Origin of the sequence: Salinispora sp. H7-4, from assembly GCF_013416675.1 — a bacterium.
Lineage (GTDB): Bacteria > Actinomycetota > Actinomycetes > Mycobacteriales > Micromonosporaceae > Micromonospora > Micromonospora vitiensis.
Genome location: NZ_JABZED010000021.1, coordinates 34,657 through 50,827 on the forward strand (window position 1 = coordinate 34,657; position 16,171 = coordinate 50,827).

The following is a 16,171-nucleotide window of genomic DNA, read 5'->3' on the forward strand; positions in this document are numbered from 1 at the left end:
AAGTCCAACGACGAAAAACAAGGCGTTCGCGAGCTGAAACGACGTCCCGACACCGTGGTCGTACAACCAGCCCAGCAACACGCGATCACGGCCGGTCAGCTGGGACTGGACCCGAAGGGCCAGATCATTCACCGGCTACCACCTCCTTCCCAAGTAGGGAAAGCCAGCCCCAGGGGAGAAAGCCAAGACCAGGCAGGGCGACGCGGCGGCGCAGCAGATCCAGGCACCCGCGGGGGTCGACCTCCCTATATTCCTATGTGAGAAGGTCGGCGTTGGCGAAGGCGCCGCCCATCCAGCTGTCGGCCAGCGGCCCGAGACCGGGGCATAGGCGGTCGGCGCTGTCAGCCGGCTGGTAGCCGAGGGCGTCCCAGCCAGTGCGCGGCCACCACGAATCGCGGTTGTCAGAAGTGCCGTACACCGTGAGGAACGGGGAGGTCAGGGGCCGGGTGGCGGCGGCGTACAGCAGGGCGGTGGCATCTCGGGGGCTCAGCCAGGTCGCACGGTGGCGGGGCTCGGTGGGGTGATCTCGGTAGCTACCGATACGAACCGCGACGACCTGCATGGTGGTCTTGTGGGCATAAAGGTGGCCCAGCGCCTCAGCGGTGACCTTGGATACCGCGTAGAAGCTGTCGGGGGCCAGCGGCGCGGTCGGGGCGCCGACGGGGTTCAGGCCGGTCACGTGGTGGCTGCTGGCCAGCACCACCCGCCGCACCCGCTGGCGGCGGGCCGCCTCCAGGACGTGGTGGGTGCCGGTGACGTTGTGCTCCACCAACTCCGGGAACGGTCCCTCCTGGGTGATCCCCGCAAGATGCACGACGGCCGCGACCCCAGTGCTGGCCTTCTCGACCGCATCCAGGTCACGCAGGTCGGCCTGAACGAACTCGGCACCCGCAGGCAGCTCGACGGCACAAGCCCGCCGGTCAAGCAGCCGCAGCAACATCCCCTGGGCGGCCAGATCGGCCGCCAGCCGGGTGCCGATGCTCCCGGCGACGCCCGTGAGCAGGAGCCTCACGGCCGGCGTTGAAGCATCGACACCACGCCCGCATCACTGCTCTCGTAGCCGATGCCGCGCAGGACGGCGACCGGGGCCCCACGACCCCGCTGCCCGAGGATGATCCCGGCCGCCGCGGCGATCAGATCGGTGACAGTCTCCTCCTGCCGCTTACCGCCGTACTCCGTCACACGCAAAGGCCCCACACCCGCCGCGCCGATCGAAATGACAGTCGCCCCACGCCGGTCGGCACGACCGTCGGAGTCCGCGACCACCACCGCCACCTCCGCGCCCGCGTGAGCGATCAACGCATCCCGCAGGGCGCGGGCGGAGGCGTCCGGATCCACCGGCAACAGCCACGCACCCCGCGGGCCGGCCCGGTCAATCCCGGCAGAGGTTAGCTGGAAGCCGAGCCGGTGCCGCGCGATGATCGGGCCCCTGTCGGTGGCCAGGAAATAGCTGTCACTGGAATCCAAGATCAGCTGCACGACCTCGGCAGGCTTGCCCGTGCGAGCGGACAACTCCAGCGCCTCCGGGCCAACAACGACACCGGCCAGGTCGACGTACCGATTCTCCGCGACACTCACGGCCTTGGAAGCCACCACCACCACATCCCCGTCCTGCAACTCGATGCCAGTACAGGCCAAAACGCCGGTGATAGCGCCCGCCAGATCCGCACCCGGCTGGAGCTCGGGAAAAGGTTCCAGCGCGAAAGCGGAGAAACCAGAGGTCGGGACAGCGGTCATCATCGGGCTCCTGCGGGAGTGAGGACAGCGGTGCACAGGCGGGCGTGTCCGGCGGCGAGTGTCTCGGCCCGCTGCCGTGTGCTGGCGCGTGGTCCCCTGGTCAACCAGTCGGTCACGCGCCGTAGGTAGTGCGGCCACAGCTGACGGGCCGCGTCGCGCACTGGTGTACCGGAGTTGACGGTGCGCCAGGCGTCCGCGACGGGCTCTGGCCATGGGTGTTCATCGTATCTGCCGGGATACGGGCCAAAGCTGTCCAGCGTGGTGAGCATGTCCGAAAGGCGGGCGGATTCCAGGATGCGGTCGGCGACCCGGTAGTGCGCCGTCGCACCGCCTGACGTAGCCGGTGGCGGTTTACCTGTCCTGGTCAGATGCAACAGGACTGGGACAGCCTGGTGATAGATGGCCGCCAGGTGAGGAAAGGACCCGGCGTGCTGCTTGGGCTGGTCGAATCGCACGGAGGCGATGGGCCCGACGACGGCGGCGGTCAGCAGCAGGAATGCGTCGATGCCGTAGCCGTCCACGCACGCCGAAAGCTCTGCAGGCAGCGCCCGGGCAGCGCGGAGGGCGGCGTCCAGGGCGGGTCGGGAGAGGACGAGGTCCCCGGCGAGCGGCTGGGGCACGTCGTGGCCGGTGGTAGCGGCGATAAGGGGTCGGGCAAGGTGGTTGGTGAGGTTGGCTTCGTCCCAGTGCCGCGGGTAGTCCGCGACTGCTATGGCGGCCCCAGCCCGTACGCGGTCCAGTAGCGCGGCGTAGACGGCCGGGTCGGGGCCCCGGGTATCGGTGTCCGCGATCAGTACGGCATCGATGCCGGTGAGGTCCGGAAGGTGGGCTGCGGCCAGGATCTGGGCACCCTTGCCCCGGACCAGGCCGGTCAGCGGCACCTTGGCCGCCCGGGTGGCGGTGGCGGTGAATTGGTCGGCGGTCGCCAGGGTGTCGGAGGAGTCGGCGTGGACGATGACGGACCGGTGCTCGGCGAGCGCGGTGTCAACGGCGGTGGTGACCGCGGCGATGGTGGCTGGCTCGTTGCGGCTGGGCAGGATCGCGGCGGAGTTCATCCGGCCTCCTTGGTCAGCAGGTCAGCGGCGGTATCCGGGTCGGGGGCGTATAGGTAGTCGAACTGGCCAACGGCGAGCCGGGCGATGAGGTGGCTGCGCCAGCGGGCCAGGGCGGGGCTGTCCAGGGGCCACACCGGTCCGTATGGCACGCCGGCCACGCCGGTGATGGGGGTGGGAAGGCCGGAGATGTAGCGGCCCAAGGTCTCGTGCAGTCGCAGCCGCTCGTTTACCGACAGCGGCACGGCAGGCGTCAGCGACGCGGTGTCGAGCGCAGGGTGGACGGCCATACGCACAACCCGGGCAAGCGGGGCCAGGCCGGTCGCGAACGGTTCCAGGGCGAGCTGAGGCTTGGGCGCGAGTGGCCGAGCGGGGTCGCGGATAGCGGCGGTAGGTTTGCCCGGCCACACCGACACCCGGCCATCGTCGCTCTCGCCGAGGACGACCACATCGTCTCCGGCATGGGTCCATCCCTGCGCCGCGAGGGCGAGTGCGGTTGATGTCTTGCCTGCCCCCTTCGCGCCGAGTAGTAGTACGGCCTGCCCGTCGGGCGCGATCAGCGCTGTGGCATGCACGGTGGCCTTGCGCTGGTGCTGGCGTGCACGTTCGAACGCGGTGTAGGTGACGTAGGCGAGAGAGTTCGAGGCGGCCACGTGTGCCGGTAGCCGGAGGCGCACGGTGACCGCCGCGACGGTGACGGCCGCGGCCCCCGTGGTGACTTCGACGTCCACGGCTTCCGTGGCGGGATCTGCTGTCAGGGTCCAGCCGCCGGGCAGGGCCCGGCTGGCGGCCTGCGCCGCGGTGGTGTCCAGGTACTCGGGCAAGGCAAGGCGGGCGGAGATGTGGCCAGTGACGAGCCGGTGCACGGTCATCTGACTGCTCGCTCCAGGGCGGCCAGCAGCTCGTCGACCGGGGCGACGGCGGGCAGATACCGTCCGGTCAGCAGGTCTGCCATCCAGTCTGTGCGGGACAGCGTGGCCCGCACCAGCTCCTCGACCGGCCCGAGCGGCGCCGGGTTAACCGTGGTGATCTCGATTGAGGCGGGCTCGTCGTAGCGGGCGCCGTTGCGCCACAGCAGGGCGATACGGCATGGTCCGAACTCGGTGGCTACCGCGTGGGCGGCGGTATCGGCGAGCCAGCCGCCGACCTTGCCGACGTGGTAGGCCGGATTCTTCCCGAACGTCGCCTCGTTCCCGGCCAGGTGGGCACCGCTGATCACGCCGGTGCGGGCGTTGCCCCGGCCCACGAGGCCATCCTCGCCATAGTCGACAGCCGACCCCGAGAGCGTGAAGTACTGCCCGGAGATGGGCCCGATGCGGGAATCGCGGGTGTTGCACAGCACCGACACCTGACCCGGCAGCCGCTGGGCAAGGAGGTCGGTCAGTTCGCCGGCGGCAGAGGTGACCGCCTCGGCGAACTGGGCGGAGCTGCTCAGGTGCCCGGCCAGGGCGGGCACGCACACGGTCACCGTCCAGGTCGCGCCGTTGCGGACGGCGAGGGCCTTGATGTCGCTGCCTGCCCACGCGTGGCGGCGGAACCACGCCTCGGCCAGCAGGGCCACGGCCTCAGTGACCGTGCGTGGGGCCGAGCCGACGAGGTAGGCGGTGTCGTTCGAGAACGGCCTCGGCCTCTCGGGCAGATCGTCCAAGGAACGGGGGGCGAACCAGTGGGAAAACTTGGAGGAGTTGGTCGTCTCGTGTCCCACCTCCAGCTGCACACGGTCGAAGCCCGGCAGCGCGGTACGCAGGTGGTCAACGGCCGCGTGCTCGAGGATCTCCCGCACTGGCAGTTCCTGGCCGGCGAAGCTGGTGGAGATCCGGCCGCCGAAGACGACTCGCAGCGGCCGGTCGTACACACCGTCGGTGTCGCTGAAGGCGGCCCGGCCGCCGAAGACGGCGACCTTGTCCAGGTTGTGGTGCAGCACCGCCCCCACGGTGTCCAGGCAGTGCCTGCTGTAACGGATGGAGGCGAGCTCAGCGATGCCGTCGGCGAGGGTGTCGGGGTGGCCGACCCCTTTGCGTTCGACGACCTCGACGGGCAGCTCATGCGGCAGCGGCGTACGCAGTCCGGACGACGCGGGCATCGCGGTAGACACGATCGATCACCTCCAGAGGGCGCCGTAGCGCCGTCATCGAGAACAGGCAGGGGTGGGCCGGATGGCCCTCGGCAGCGTTCAACGCGGCGGCGTACATCGCGCGCCGCAGTTCCTTATGCGTGGGGGCGGCGGCGATCTCGCCGAGTCCGGCTTCAAGGTTCCGCCCGCGTACGTGAAGCCGACGCCCGTCGGTGAGGTGGAGGATGAGCTCGTGGGCCGGTGGGCCGGGGTGGTCGACCCGGGCGTTGATCTGCACTGTGGCCCCGCCGGACAGGGCGAGTACGGCGATGACGTGGTCCTCGGTCTCTGCCAGGCCGCGGCTGTGGGTCACCGTTGCGTTGACCATTTCGACGTCGCCGGGCAACAGCCGCAGGGCGAGTGCCAGGCCGTGGATGGCTTGCTGGTGCAGGATTCCGCCGGCATCCGCGTAGGTGCGGCGCCAGCCGCGGAAGTATCCGGGATCTCGGTGCACGCTCAGAAGCACGTCGGCGCGTGTAACAGCAGGAGGCATCGCGAGTAGGGCGTTCAGGCCGGGGGCGAAGTGCGGCTGGAACGCGACGAAGATCCGCCCGTCGCCCGGCTGGGGCACCAGGGCCGCCGGCTCGGTGGTGCAGGGCTTCTCCACGAGCACGGCGGCTCCGGTCGGGGCTGCTTCCCGGGCTACACAAAGCGCGGTCCCCGGCGGGGTGGCCACCACAACCAGATCCGGCGTCGCGGCGCTCAGCGCCGCCCGCCACGAAGCAAACACCGGCACGCCCCTGGGGACATCGACGCACGGGTCGGGGTCAGCGACCCCGGCGACTAGCACGCCGGGAACGCCGGAGAGTGCGGCCAGGTGCTTGGCTCCGACCTCCCCCGCTCCTACCAGCAGCACCCGCTTCATGCCACACCGCCGGGAACAGCGGAGCGCAGGAACGCGGCGCCAGAGGTGAGGGCGTCGGCTGGGGTGTCGCGCACGTGGGTCTCCAGCGCGTACGGCAGCCCGGGCTGGGCTGCGTGCAGCAGCGGTAGCACCTGGCCGTAGGGCACCACACCCTCACCGGCCGGGCAGAACACCCGGCCACCACCGTCAGCGGCGGGCCGGTAGTCCTTGACGTGCACGTACCCCACGTACGGTGCGAGGGAGCTGACCACCTCACCGGTGGCTTGGCCGACCTCGTGGAGATTCGCCACGTCCAGCCACAGTCCCAGGCCCTGCCCGTAGTACCGGTCCAGGACCTCGAGCAGTGACTCGGCATGGGCGACCGTGCACACTGGCTCGTTCTCCAGCAGCAGCCGCACCCCAGCCGAGTTCGCCAGGTCCAGGGCTTTTGCCAACAGCAGGTCACCGAGTAGCTGCTCGGTGAGTTCCGGCTCGACCCGCAGGTGGGAGAAGACCCGCACCACCGGGGCTCCGAGGATGACGGCAGCCGCAACGGCCCGCTCAATCCAGCCGAGCCGCTCCTCGGGCGGAACCTGGGTGGGAAAGCCGAAGGTGTCCACCCTCTCGGGCGTCGCCTCGGGCCGGCACCACTTCCACAGCGGCGAAGCCAGCGCGGCCACCTTCAGGCCTCGCTCCTCGGCCAGCGTACGGAGGTACCGAACCCGATCGTCGGGCAGCGTAACCGCATTGGCGCCCTCGGCTGAGCGGATCTCCAGCTGACCAATACCCAACTTCACCGCCAGGTCCATGCCCGGCACTGGATCGGAGTTGAGTTCGTCAGGGTTGAGCACCAGCCTGCTCGCCGGCATTTTGTCCACGGCCGTCTTCTCCTTCAGTAGTAGGTAGGGGCGGGAGACCTCCCGCCGCTAATAGCCCGCGACCCGGTAGCCGCGACCGCAAGGCCAGGGCGATAACCGCTCGCCTTGCTTCGTTAGCGCAAGGGTGAAGACGCGGGTTAGGCGGCACCTCCAGCATCGAGCAATGCGCCAGGAGCAGATAAGGATGTCAAGCAGTCGGTGTTGCCTGCTGGAGAACGCGCTCTGCCCAGTCCGCCTGCGGACACGGGTGAGGCGCCAGCCGCGCCCACATGTCGAGGCATCCGGCACAAATGCCGTCGCGCTCAGCATGGACGCTATGCAGTGCAATAGCCTGCTCAGTCAATTCGACTACCGTGTTCGACTCGCCGTTCAGGTGCATTCTTGTGATGACCGGTAGCGGCGGCACGGTCACTGGTTTAACTGGCATGTCACTTCGCCTCCCACTCTGATGGTCAGTACGACTTACTCACAGATAGCACCGACGGCGCCCGCCGCGCGTTTGCCGTGGGAGCTGCCGTCACACGATGGTGAGGTCTGCTTACCAGCAGCCCGCGATCACCAACTCGTCTGGCATTGATTAGCTCGGGTCGGGTAGCGCCAGGAGTTCGGCGAGGCAGCCGAAGTGAAAGCCAGAAGACTTTCGCCGCCTGCTCGAACTGGGCGCATGGGCCGGGGCTGCGGCAGGTAATGCACGCTCCGGATGCACTGCTGGTTGCATGTTGCTGCAACGCTATTTGCGCTTGTTCGACCTTTTCGCCACCGTGGTAGGTCGCCATGCCTGCCTTCCGTTTCGACCGATGTGGACCAGGTGCGCCGCGCTGGCGATCTTGATGTGTCACTCCCGCGACGCACCCGAACTGGGTTGCTACCGATACGGCCGAGAACATGTGCCGGCCGAGACCGGTGGCGTCATCGCGGTCGAGCCAGTAGCAGTCACCTGCGAACACGGAACCGGCCCTCCTCAGGGACACGCATGGTGGTGAAGTCCCGCCCGCCGCCACGCCCTGTAGCAGCGACGGCGAGCGGGAGACCAACTGCAGCCACGCCGTCCGGCGCGTTCACCTACCCGGTACCGTGCACCGGCGGAAGGCGAGAACACGCCCAGGACCGCGTTGCTGTCACGAGCCGGATCCAGCCGGTTCGGCCGTACCGGATCACATAAATCGACAGATCACTTCTGATAGGTCCACCTTCACGGACAGTCCACATACGCGGGAATCCCCGTCCACCACCTGATCCGGTACCCGTTCTGCTGCCCAGATGGTCGCTGATCAGGGCCTCAGCAGCCGATCGTGAACTCACGCCCAGCTCCAACGGAGAAGCCCGGGGTTACGCTCCCCGCATCGCCGGTGCGTAATCGTCCTCCGGCGTTGGTTGTTCTCCGGAGGTGTGGTGTGATCAGCCCGCTGGTGCGTCGTCGGAGGCTCGCCACCGAGCTGATCCGCCTGCGCGACGAGCACGGATACCCAGCCGCCCGCGTAGCTGCGGAGATCGGCGTCGCACGCCAACGCATCTCGCGGTTGGAGAACGGTCACGTCGCCCCTGACCTCGACGAGGTCATGCGGATTCTCCAGCTGTTCGGCGTAGATCAGCAGCGCTGGCAGCAGATCATGACGATCGCCCGCGAGGCACAGGAACGCGGGTGGTGGGCGAAGTACGCCGATGAAATGGGCACCCGACAGGCCCTGTACGCAAACCTTGAGGCGGGCGCGAGTGAGATTCGCGAATATCAGATGGTCTACCTGCCCGGCTTGTTGCAGGTGCGGCCGTACACCGAAGCACGCCTGCTAATGGACGCTCCCAACGGTGCCACCTACAGCCACACCCGAGCACTCGAAGCACGCGCCGGCCGCCAACGCATGCTGGAGCGGCCGGGCGGCCCTCGGTATGAGGTGATCATCGACGAACTGGCCATCCGCCGTTTTGCCGCGCCCGCGCCGGTGATCGCCGATCAACTGGACCACCTAACGCTCGTCGGACACCACCGCCGAACCATCAGCATCCGAGTACTGCCAATCGCCGCCAAGATCCGCCAGCATTCCGTCCCCCGCTCGGCGTTTTTCACCTACCGGTACCCGGACCCGCACGACCCCGTGGTCGTTGCCGTTGACACGGCCACCGACGACCTCGTACTGACAGAGGTAGCAGACGTCAACCGCTACCTCGACCTGTACGGCAGGCTGGCGGACGCCGCCATGCCACCGGGCGAAAGCCTCGACTTCCTCACCGCAACGGCCGAAGAAATCAGGAGGAATATTCACGATGAATGACAGGCAGTTCTGCCCGTGGCGGAAGTCCACCCGAAGCGGTGGTGCCGACAACTGTGTCGAAGTCGCGACCGCTACGGATCTGCAGGTCGGCGTCCGGGACTCCAAAAATCCCGACGACGGTGTCCTTGTGTTCGGCCCGGATGGCTGGTTCGAGTTCATCGAGGGGGTTCGCAACGGCGAATTCGACGCCTGACCGGCACGGGTTGCAGGCGGCAGCCGCGCTCGCGGGGTGGCGGCCTCACCGTGGCACCCAGCCCTGCGGCGCGGACCGCAAGGCCAGGAAGTGGCCCACGCCGCCGACGACCATCGGTATCGCTTGAACCGGGCAGGGACGCACTGGGACCATGTAGGAGCGTAGTGCTGCGACAATGTGACACAAGGGCACGTCATTGCTGGGTCGATCCTGGGGGCAGATCGTGGGGAGGGACAGCGTCCCGAACAGTCACCTGAGGGCTGCCCGCAAGGCGCTACGGTCCCCCTCTGGTTCCGGCCGCCCGATGTCTCGCCAAGAGTTGGCCGACGCCTGCAACGCCGAACTGGCCTCGATGTACGGCAGGCAAGGTCGCAGGCCGCGCTGGGCAGGACTCACCGAGAAGGCCATTGGCGCGCTGGAACGCGGCGAGATCCGGTGGCCCAATGAGGATTACCGATGGGCGCTCTGCACGGTTCTGCAAACCGACAAGCGTTCGCTCGGGCTCTACATCGACCGGCCCGACAACGCCAAGAATGACGAACTCCCGGAACCCACAGAGCCGCACTCTCGTCACCAACACAAGGGGATGGCCCTCGCCCACCCACGGCCCGAGATATACGAGCCCGAGTCGCCACAGACCAGCCAATCGCTCGATGCCTCCGGCTCGCCCAACCAATGGCGTGCGGGGCTGCGGCGCGCGGTCCTCGCTCGCGACAACGGGCAGGTCCTGCTGCCGTTACGTGAGCTGGAGGCCGCCCTACAGGTCGGCAACCTCGCCTACCAGGGCGCTCAGTACAGCAAACTGCGGCAGCTACCCATCCTTATCAACGGGGCCGAGTCCTTGTTCGCCGAACAGCCGAAGGCTGTGGAGATGCCCAGGGTTGCCCGAGCCGCTAGCGGCGTTTACCTGCTGGCGTCAAAACTGGCTGCCAAACTCGGTGACGGCAAACTCGCCTGGACCACCGCAGACCGCGCCCGATGCTTCGGCCTGATAGCCGCTGATCCAGCACGGACCGCCATCGCGGCCTACCAGACCGCATGCGCGCTCGCCAAGCAGCCAGGCCGTGCCGCCGAAGCGGAAGAGGTCGCGGTAACCGCAGCCGAGGCCATCGCCGGCCACCAGTTGTACCGCACCCCCGCCTACCTCTCGGCGTACGGAGCGCTCCTACTCCACGCGGCCGTGGCGGCAGCCCGCCACGCAGACACTCGCAGCGCATGGCGCCACCTGCGAGCCGCTGAATCAGCCGCCGATGAACTCGGCCGCAACGGTAACGAACTATGGACAGCCTTCGGACCCACCAACGTCCGGCTACACCACATCTCCGTCGCGGTCGCCCTACACGACAACAAACAGGCACTCCGGCTCGCCGACCAGCTCGACACCGCACAGCTCCCACTGACGCTAGCCAGCCGGCGCGCTCAAGCGCACCTCGACCTTGCCGTGGCGCACAGCGCGACGGACAGCTCAGCCCCCCAAGCGATGCTCCACCTCCTGGAGTACGAACGCCTCGTCCCTGAGGCGATCAAGCTCAACGCCACCGCCGCTGGGCTCATCACGAAGCTGCTCCGGCGGGAACACCCCAGCCGCACCCCCGGGCTACGAGCCCTCGCCGACCGAGCAGGAGTCCAAGACGCATGACCAAGGCCACCCCCGTCCTCCTGCTCGTCGTGTGCGCCGCCCCACCGGCCGCCAAAGTAGCCGAGCTGGCCGAACGACTCCGCCACGACGACTGGGACGTGCACCCCGTCGTCACCGAGGCCGCCACCGCATGGGTTGACCTCCCAGCCCTGCAACAGACAACCGGCCACCCCGTCCGGAGCGAACCACGCGGACCACAGGAGCCGAAGTCGCTACCGCGGCCCGACGCCATCATCGTCGCCCCGGCCACCTTCAACACGATCAACCAATGGGCCGCCGGCATCAACAACACCGCAGCCCTGGGCACCCTCAACGAAGCCCTCGGAGCCGGAACACCGATCATCGTCTCGCCCTACGCCAAGGCAGCGCTCGCCGCACACCCAGCCTTCCACCGCAACCTCGAACTACTCGCCACCGCCGGCGTTCACTTCACCGCCACCGAAGCCCTACGACCCGACACCCCAGACGGACCATTCCACTGGGACAGTGTGCTCGACCTTCTCAGCCGCACCACCCTGCACCATCGTCGTACACCGAGAGCAACGCCTCCTCGTTGGCGACAATGAACTCCCTGAGCACATCCGGCTTCAACTCCACCGCGTGCAGCTCGTCAATCGCCACCCGGTCCAGCTGATACTCACCCCGCGCGGGATCAGCGAACTCCGGCCCACTACGCGCCTCCGCCCGCAGCCGAAGCAAACGACCCGCGAAGAAGTGCTGCACCGAAACACCCACACCAACCGGCGCAGAGAACAGGAACACCGGAACAAGCCGACCGGCCTCGCCACCAAGCTCCTCACGCAACTCACGACGCAGCGCAGCCTCCAGACAAACATCCGTCGACTCCACCCCACCGCCCGGCATCGTCCAGTACGGCACCTGCCCGGGCCTGGTCCGCTTGATCAGCACCAGGCGGCCGTCACCATCGACAAGGATGGCCCGCACCGACCTACGCACGATCCGCCGCACAACCGACCCTAACCACGCCCGGACCCCTCCACCGGACAGCGGCCCACCCGATTAATCCGTGGTTCCGACCGGCTGGCATCGCACCCCGTCCCACCGACGCCAACCCGGTCCAACGGCTCCCGAGCACCCACTGAGCGACCAGCCACCACCGCCGTACGCGAAAAGGCCCTGACCGGCACAGAAGTACCAGGTCAGGGCCTTGCTCGTTGGTGCGCCGCCAGGGACTCGAACCCCGAACCCGCGGATTAAGAGTCCGACGGAAGCCACGGAGCCGACGGGCCCTGAGTGATCACAGTCGATAGAAGGCCCGGTAGCGGCGGAACAGCCGCCACTGCACCACCACCGCCACCACCGTCAGCAGCATCATCACCAACGTCGCGGCGGCGGCATAGCCGTAGCGCAGGTACTCGAAGCCGGTGCGGTAGATGAACAACGACAGGTAGGTGGTGGCATACGGCGGTGGGCCACCGTCGGTCACCACGAACGCCGGCACAAAGGAGAAGTGCAGGCTGGCGATCAGATCCCGCACCACCAGCAGCGCCAACACCGGCGCCATCAGCGGCAGGGTGACCCGGCGGAAGACGTCCCAACCGGTGGCGTCCTCCAGGGCCGCCACCTCATAGACGTCCGCTGGCAGCGCCCGCCGGGCGGCGAGCAGCACCACGAAGGTCTCGGCCATGGTGAAGACGCTCATCAGGATGATCGCGGCGCGGGCGTCAGTGGGGTCGGTGAGCCACTGCGGCGGGGTACGACCGAGCACGGTCAGCCCGTTCTCGCCACCGACCCGCAACAGCTGGTTGATCGGGCCGTACAAGGGGTTGAACAGCCAGAGCCAGAGCAGGCCATAGGCGATCTCGGGTACCGCGGTCGGTAGCAGCGCCGCGACCCGGGCGGGACGGCTCCCGAACGACCGGCGATGCAGCAGCAGCGCCAGGCCCAGTGCGAGCAGCACCCGAAGCGGCACGGCCACCAACGCGAACACCAGCGAGTTGGTCAGCGCGACCCGGAACACCGGGTCCGTCACCAACTCGGAGACGTTCGCCAGCCCCGCCCAGCTCGGCGGATTGACCAGGTCGTACTCGGTGAAGGCCAGGGCGAGCGTGACCGCGGCGGGGAACAACACCAGACCGACCAGGCCGACCAGATACGGCGCCAGCATCACCGCCACCTGCCGGTGCCCACGCGCCGCCGGCCCTGCCCCGGCGCGCGACCGCTCCCTACTCACCCTCAAGAGGCACACCGGAGCCCGGTGGTGGCGTCGAAGACGTGCGTATCGGCCCAGTGAACCCCGACTCGCACCGCGTCGCCGCGCGCCGGCCGGTGGGCGGCGGCCATCCGGGCCACCACCGGGTTGCCGGCGCGGAGGGTGAGGTAGGCGTAGGCGTCCGTGCCGACCACCTCAACCCGGTCCACGGTCGCCGCCGCGCCGTCGGGCTCCCCCAACACCACCGCCTCCGGGCGGAATCCGATCTCCCGGTCGCCGGCCATCCCCGCCGGCGGAGCACCCGACGGCTGGATCGGGCCGGAGCTGGGAAGCACGTTCATCGCCGGGGAGCCGACAAAACCGGCCACGAACCGGCTCGCCGGGGTGTGCCAGATCTCGTCCGGCGTACCGACCTGCTCCACCCGGCCGTCGCGAAGCACCGCGATCCGGTCGGCCAGCACCAGCGCCTCGGTTTGGTCGTGGGTGACGTGCAGCATCGTGGCGCCGAGCCGGTCGTGCAGGGCCCGCAACTCGGCCCGCATCTGCACCCGCAGCGCAAGGTCGAGGTTGGACAGCGGCTCGTCGAGGAGGAAGACGTCCGGCTCCCGCACCAACGCCCGGGCCAACGCGACGCGCTGTCGCTCACCGCCGGAGAGCTGCCCGGGTCGCCGGCCGAGCAGGTGCGCCGCGCCGACCTGCTCGGCGGCGGCCCGGGCCCGCTCCCGGGCCGCCGCCTTCGGGACGTCCCGCACCACCAGGCCGAACTCGATGTTCTCGGCGACGGTCAGGTGGGGGAAGAGCGCGTACGACTGGAAGACCATCGACACGTTGCGCCGGCCCGGACGGTCGGCGGTGACATCCCGGCCGGCGATCCAGACCCGCCCGGTGGTGACCGGCTCCAGGCCGGCCACCACCCGCAACAGCGTCGACTTGCCGGCACCGGAGGGGCCGAGTACCACCAGGAGTTCGCCCCGGGCCACGGTCAGCCGCAGCTGCTGCAGAACGGTGACGCCCCGGTAGGCGGCACTCACTCCGTCCAGAGTCAGTCCGGCGTACTGGGTCAGACCGGCATCGCTCACCCGTGCTCACCACGGGCGAACAGCGGGCGGGTCTGCTCATCGAGGGCGCGGATGACCTCGTCCAACCGGTCGCCCCGGTACAGCGCGTTCTCCAGGATCCCGGCGGTCACGTCCTCGACCTCCGGCCAGGTGGAGATGGTCGGCAACGTCCGGAGAGTGGGAACCGTGTCGAGGAAGACCGTCGCGTTGCGCGGTGGCTGGGACGAGTCGAGGAACACCGGGGACTGCGAGACACCGATATGCGAGGGCACCGTCCGCCCGGTGGCGGCGATGATCTCCTGCCCCTCGGCGGAGATGGCGAACTCCAGGAACCGCCACGCCGCGTCCTTACGCTTGGCACCCCGGGTCATGCAGTACGCGTCCGAGTGCAGCACCCCAACCTGGTCCTGGTAGACCGGCAGCGGGGCGACGTCCCACTCGAAGTCGGTGATCGAGCGAAAGGTGGTGGTGGAGCGCCGCGAGGACATCAGCATCGCGAGTCGACCGTTGGCGAAGCGGGACTCGTCATCCTCCGCCTCGACCTCCTCGTCGGTGGGCACCACCCCGTACGCCTGGCGGAGGTCGACCAGGTTCTTCAGCGCCTCCCGGCCGGTCGGGGTGTCCAGGGTGAGCCGGGTCGGTCGGTCCGGGTCGTCGACGATCTCACCGCCGGCGGACCAGGTGAACGGGGCGACCCGGATGATCGACGGCTCGATGCCGAGCCCGTGCACGGCCGGGCGGGCAGCGGCCCCCTCGCTCTCGGTGCCCCTGACCACCACCCCACGGTCGTCCCGGGTCATCGCGATGGCGGTCCCGACCATGTCGTTCCAGGTCCAGCCCGCCTTCGGCTCGGGGACCTGGTATTTGGCGAAGAGGGTGCGGTTGTAGTAGACAGCGAGACTGGAGACGTTCTGCGGCAGGCAGAGCTGTTCACCGCCCCAGCTGAAGGCCTCCATCGCCACCGGATAGTAGTCAGCGGGATTCACCTTCTCGGAGGCGGCGATCCGCTCGTCCAAGGGCTCCACCACGTTCTTCGCGGCGAACTGGCCGTAGAAGCGGTAGTTCATCAGGAAAAGGTCCGGTGGGGCGCCCCCGGCGACCGAGGTGGCGAGCCGGGCCAGTAGGTCCTTGCGGTCGCTGGCCTCGATCAGCTGCACCTCGTTACCGGGTCGCGCCTGACCGTACGCCTCGATCAGCGTGCGGTACGCGGCCAGCTCCTCGGGGGCACCGAATACCAGCAGCCGCACCGGCCCGTCGGCTGCGGCCCCGGATCCGGCCCCGCAGCCGGAGCCGAGGAGCACAGTCGCGAGCAGCGCCGCCAGCAACGCCTTGGGTCTTCTCATGGCCGGTTCCGTTCTGTCTGGTCGTCGTGGTGGAAAAATCGGCGCTGGGCTAACCCGAAGACCAGCACGGCGGGGCCGGTTGCCAGGACCGCCCCGGCCAGGAACACCGGGAAGTTCGTCGGATCCAGCACCGACAGCGAGCGCAGCGCCAACGGCAGGGTGAACAGGTCACGGTCGTACACGTAGATCAGTGGATCGAGGAAGTTCGACCAGGTGAACACGAAGGTCAGGGCGGTGATCGCGGCGGTGACCGGACGCACCATCGGGAGCGCGAACCGCCACCAGATGCCCATCGGAGTCATGTCCTCCACCAGACAGGCGTCGTAGAGGTCCCGCGGCAACGCCCGGAAGGCCAGGTAGTAGACCAGGACGTAGAGCGGGGAGGTGCCCAACAGCGCCGGAGCGATCAAGGGCACCAGCGTATCGGTCAGCCCGAGCACGCGAAAGATCGCGAACCGGGGTACCAGCAGTGCGGTGGCCGGCACCATCAGGGCTACCAGGGAGGCCAGGACGACGAGCGCGGCCCGCCGGGGTGCGAGCCGGGCCAGCGCGAAGCCGGCCAGCGCGGCGACCAGCACACTCAGCGGCACGGCGACGACCGCGACCAGCAGCGAGTTGAGTGCGGCCCGCAGCACCCCGCCGACCGCCAGGGCCTGTCGGTAGCCGGCGGTGGAGACGGGGTCGGGGATCAGCTGCGGGGTGGGGGACGGTGGCAGGCCGGGCTCGGTGAGCGAACCCGAGACCAGTAGCAGGAGCGGCGGGACGAAGACGAGCAGGACGAAGAGCGAGCCCAGGGCGCGCCAGATCCGACCGATCCTCCCGGACAGCGGTGGGGGGCCGCTGGCGCGGCCCCCCACCCGGTTGGTGGTGT

The 16,171-nt window shown here is 68.8% G+C and carries 16 protein-coding genes; 4 read left to right on the forward strand and 12 right to left on the reverse strand.

Annotated elements, in window-relative coordinates:
- Positions 1-253 precede the first annotated feature (253 nt).
- The 7 genes from H0524_RS13015 to H0524_RS13045 are packed head-to-tail and all read right to left on the reverse strand — an operon-like array spanning position 254 to position 6,615.
- Complete coding sequence (locus tag H0524_RS13015) at positions 254-1,012, reverse strand: NAD(P)-dependent oxidoreductase (RefSeq protein WP_180198885.1); 759 nt, start codon at positions 1,010-1,012, stop codon at positions 254-256.
- Positions 1,009-1,737 (reverse strand): coenzyme F420-0:L-glutamate ligase, encoded by a 729-nt coding sequence (locus H0524_RS13020; RefSeq protein ID WP_180198886.1) that lies wholly within the window; start codon positions 1,735-1,737, stop codon positions 1,009-1,011. Before H0524_RS13020 ends, H0524_RS13015 begins: the two co-directional genes overlap by 4 nt.
- Positions 1,737-2,792 carry a hypothetical protein gene (locus H0524_RS13025; protein WP_180198887.1) on the reverse strand — a complete coding sequence of 352 codons (1,056 nt, stop codon included), beginning with the start codon at positions 2,790-2,792 and terminating at the stop codon, positions 1,737-1,739. The genes H0524_RS13020 and H0524_RS13025 overlap by 1 nt, the downstream gene beginning before the upstream one ends.
- The gene (locus H0524_RS13030; protein ID WP_018253878.1) at positions 2,789-3,661 is read right to left on the reverse strand and encodes a hypothetical protein; all 873 of its coding nucleotides are present in this window, start codon (positions 3,659-3,661) and stop codon (positions 2,789-2,791) included. Before H0524_RS13030 ends, H0524_RS13025 begins: the two co-directional genes overlap by 4 nt.
- Positions 3,658-4,872, reverse strand: coding sequence for a methionine adenosyltransferase (locus H0524_RS13035; protein WP_018586221.1), 1,215 nt, complete (start codon positions 4,870-4,872; stop codon positions 3,658-3,660). Before H0524_RS13035 ends, H0524_RS13030 begins: the two co-directional genes overlap by 4 nt.
- Positions 4,832-5,767 (reverse strand): Gfo/Idh/MocA family protein, encoded by a 936-nt coding sequence (locus H0524_RS13040; protein WP_180198888.1) that lies wholly within the window; start codon positions 5,765-5,767, stop codon positions 4,832-4,834. The genes H0524_RS13035 and H0524_RS13040 overlap by 41 nt, the downstream gene beginning before the upstream one ends.
- Entirely contained in the window at positions 5,764-6,615 is an 852-nt protein-coding gene (locus tag H0524_RS13045; RefSeq protein ID WP_033662339.1) for a sugar phosphate isomerase/epimerase, read from the reverse strand. Before H0524_RS13045 ends, H0524_RS13040 begins: the two co-directional genes overlap by 4 nt.
- 1,403 nt (positions 6,616-8,018) lie before the next feature.
- Between H0524_RS13045 and H0524_RS13050 the strand changes: the two genes are divergently transcribed.
- The 4 genes from H0524_RS13050 (at position 8,019) to H0524_RS13065 (ending at position 11,292) form a co-directional block, all read left to right on the forward strand.
- Positions 8,019-8,894: a Scr1 family TA system antitoxin-like transcriptional regulator gene (locus H0524_RS13050; RefSeq protein WP_018586219.1), complete on the forward strand. Its 876-nt coding sequence runs from the start codon at positions 8,019-8,021 to the stop codon at positions 8,892-8,894.
- Positions 8,887-9,087 carry a DUF397 domain-containing protein gene (locus H0524_RS13055; protein ID WP_016818015.1) on the forward strand — a complete coding sequence of 67 codons (201 nt, stop codon included), beginning with the start codon at positions 8,887-8,889 and terminating at the stop codon, positions 9,085-9,087. The genes H0524_RS13050 and H0524_RS13055 overlap by 8 nt, the downstream gene beginning before the upstream one ends.
- A 304-nt stretch (positions 9,088-9,391) precedes the next feature.
- On the forward strand, positions 9,392-10,726 hold the full coding sequence (locus H0524_RS13060; RefSeq protein ID WP_180198889.1) for a hypothetical protein: 1,335 nt from the start codon (positions 9,392-9,394) through the stop codon (positions 10,724-10,726).
- Positions 10,723-11,292 carry a flavoprotein gene (locus tag H0524_RS13065; RefSeq protein WP_180198890.1) on the forward strand — a complete coding sequence of 190 codons (570 nt, stop codon included), beginning with the start codon at positions 10,723-10,725 and terminating at the stop codon, positions 11,290-11,292. Before H0524_RS13060 ends, H0524_RS13065 begins: the two co-directional genes overlap by 4 nt.
- Here H0524_RS13065 and H0524_RS13070 read toward each other — a convergent pair.
- The 5 genes from H0524_RS13070 to H0524_RS13090 form a co-directional block, all read right to left on the reverse strand.
- Positions 11,228-11,695 carry an NUDIX domain-containing protein gene (locus H0524_RS13070; protein WP_180198891.1) on the reverse strand — a complete coding sequence of 156 codons (468 nt, stop codon included), beginning with the start codon at positions 11,693-11,695 and terminating at the stop codon, positions 11,228-11,230. The genes H0524_RS13065 and H0524_RS13070 overlap by 65 nt on opposite strands.
- A 289-nt stretch (positions 11,696-11,984) precedes the next feature.
- Entirely contained in the window at positions 11,985-12,854 is an 870-nt protein-coding gene (locus H0524_RS13075) for a carbohydrate ABC transporter permease (protein ID WP_180198892.1), read from the reverse strand.
- 68 nt (positions 12,855-12,922) lie between these two features.
- Complete coding sequence (locus H0524_RS13080; protein ID WP_180198893.1) at positions 12,923-13,978, reverse strand: ABC transporter ATP-binding protein; 1,056 nt, start codon at positions 13,976-13,978, stop codon at positions 12,923-12,925.
- Entirely contained in the window at positions 13,975-15,300 is a 1,326-nt protein-coding gene (locus H0524_RS13085; RefSeq protein ID WP_180198894.1) for a sugar ABC transporter substrate-binding protein, read from the reverse strand. The genes H0524_RS13080 and H0524_RS13085 overlap by 4 nt, the downstream gene beginning before the upstream one ends.
- A complete protein-coding gene (locus H0524_RS13090) occupies positions 15,297-16,157 on the reverse strand; it encodes a carbohydrate ABC transporter permease (protein ID WP_180198895.1) in 861 nt (286 codons plus the stop codon). The genes H0524_RS13085 and H0524_RS13090 overlap by 4 nt, the downstream gene beginning before the upstream one ends.
- Positions 16,158-16,171 lie beyond the last annotated feature (14 nt).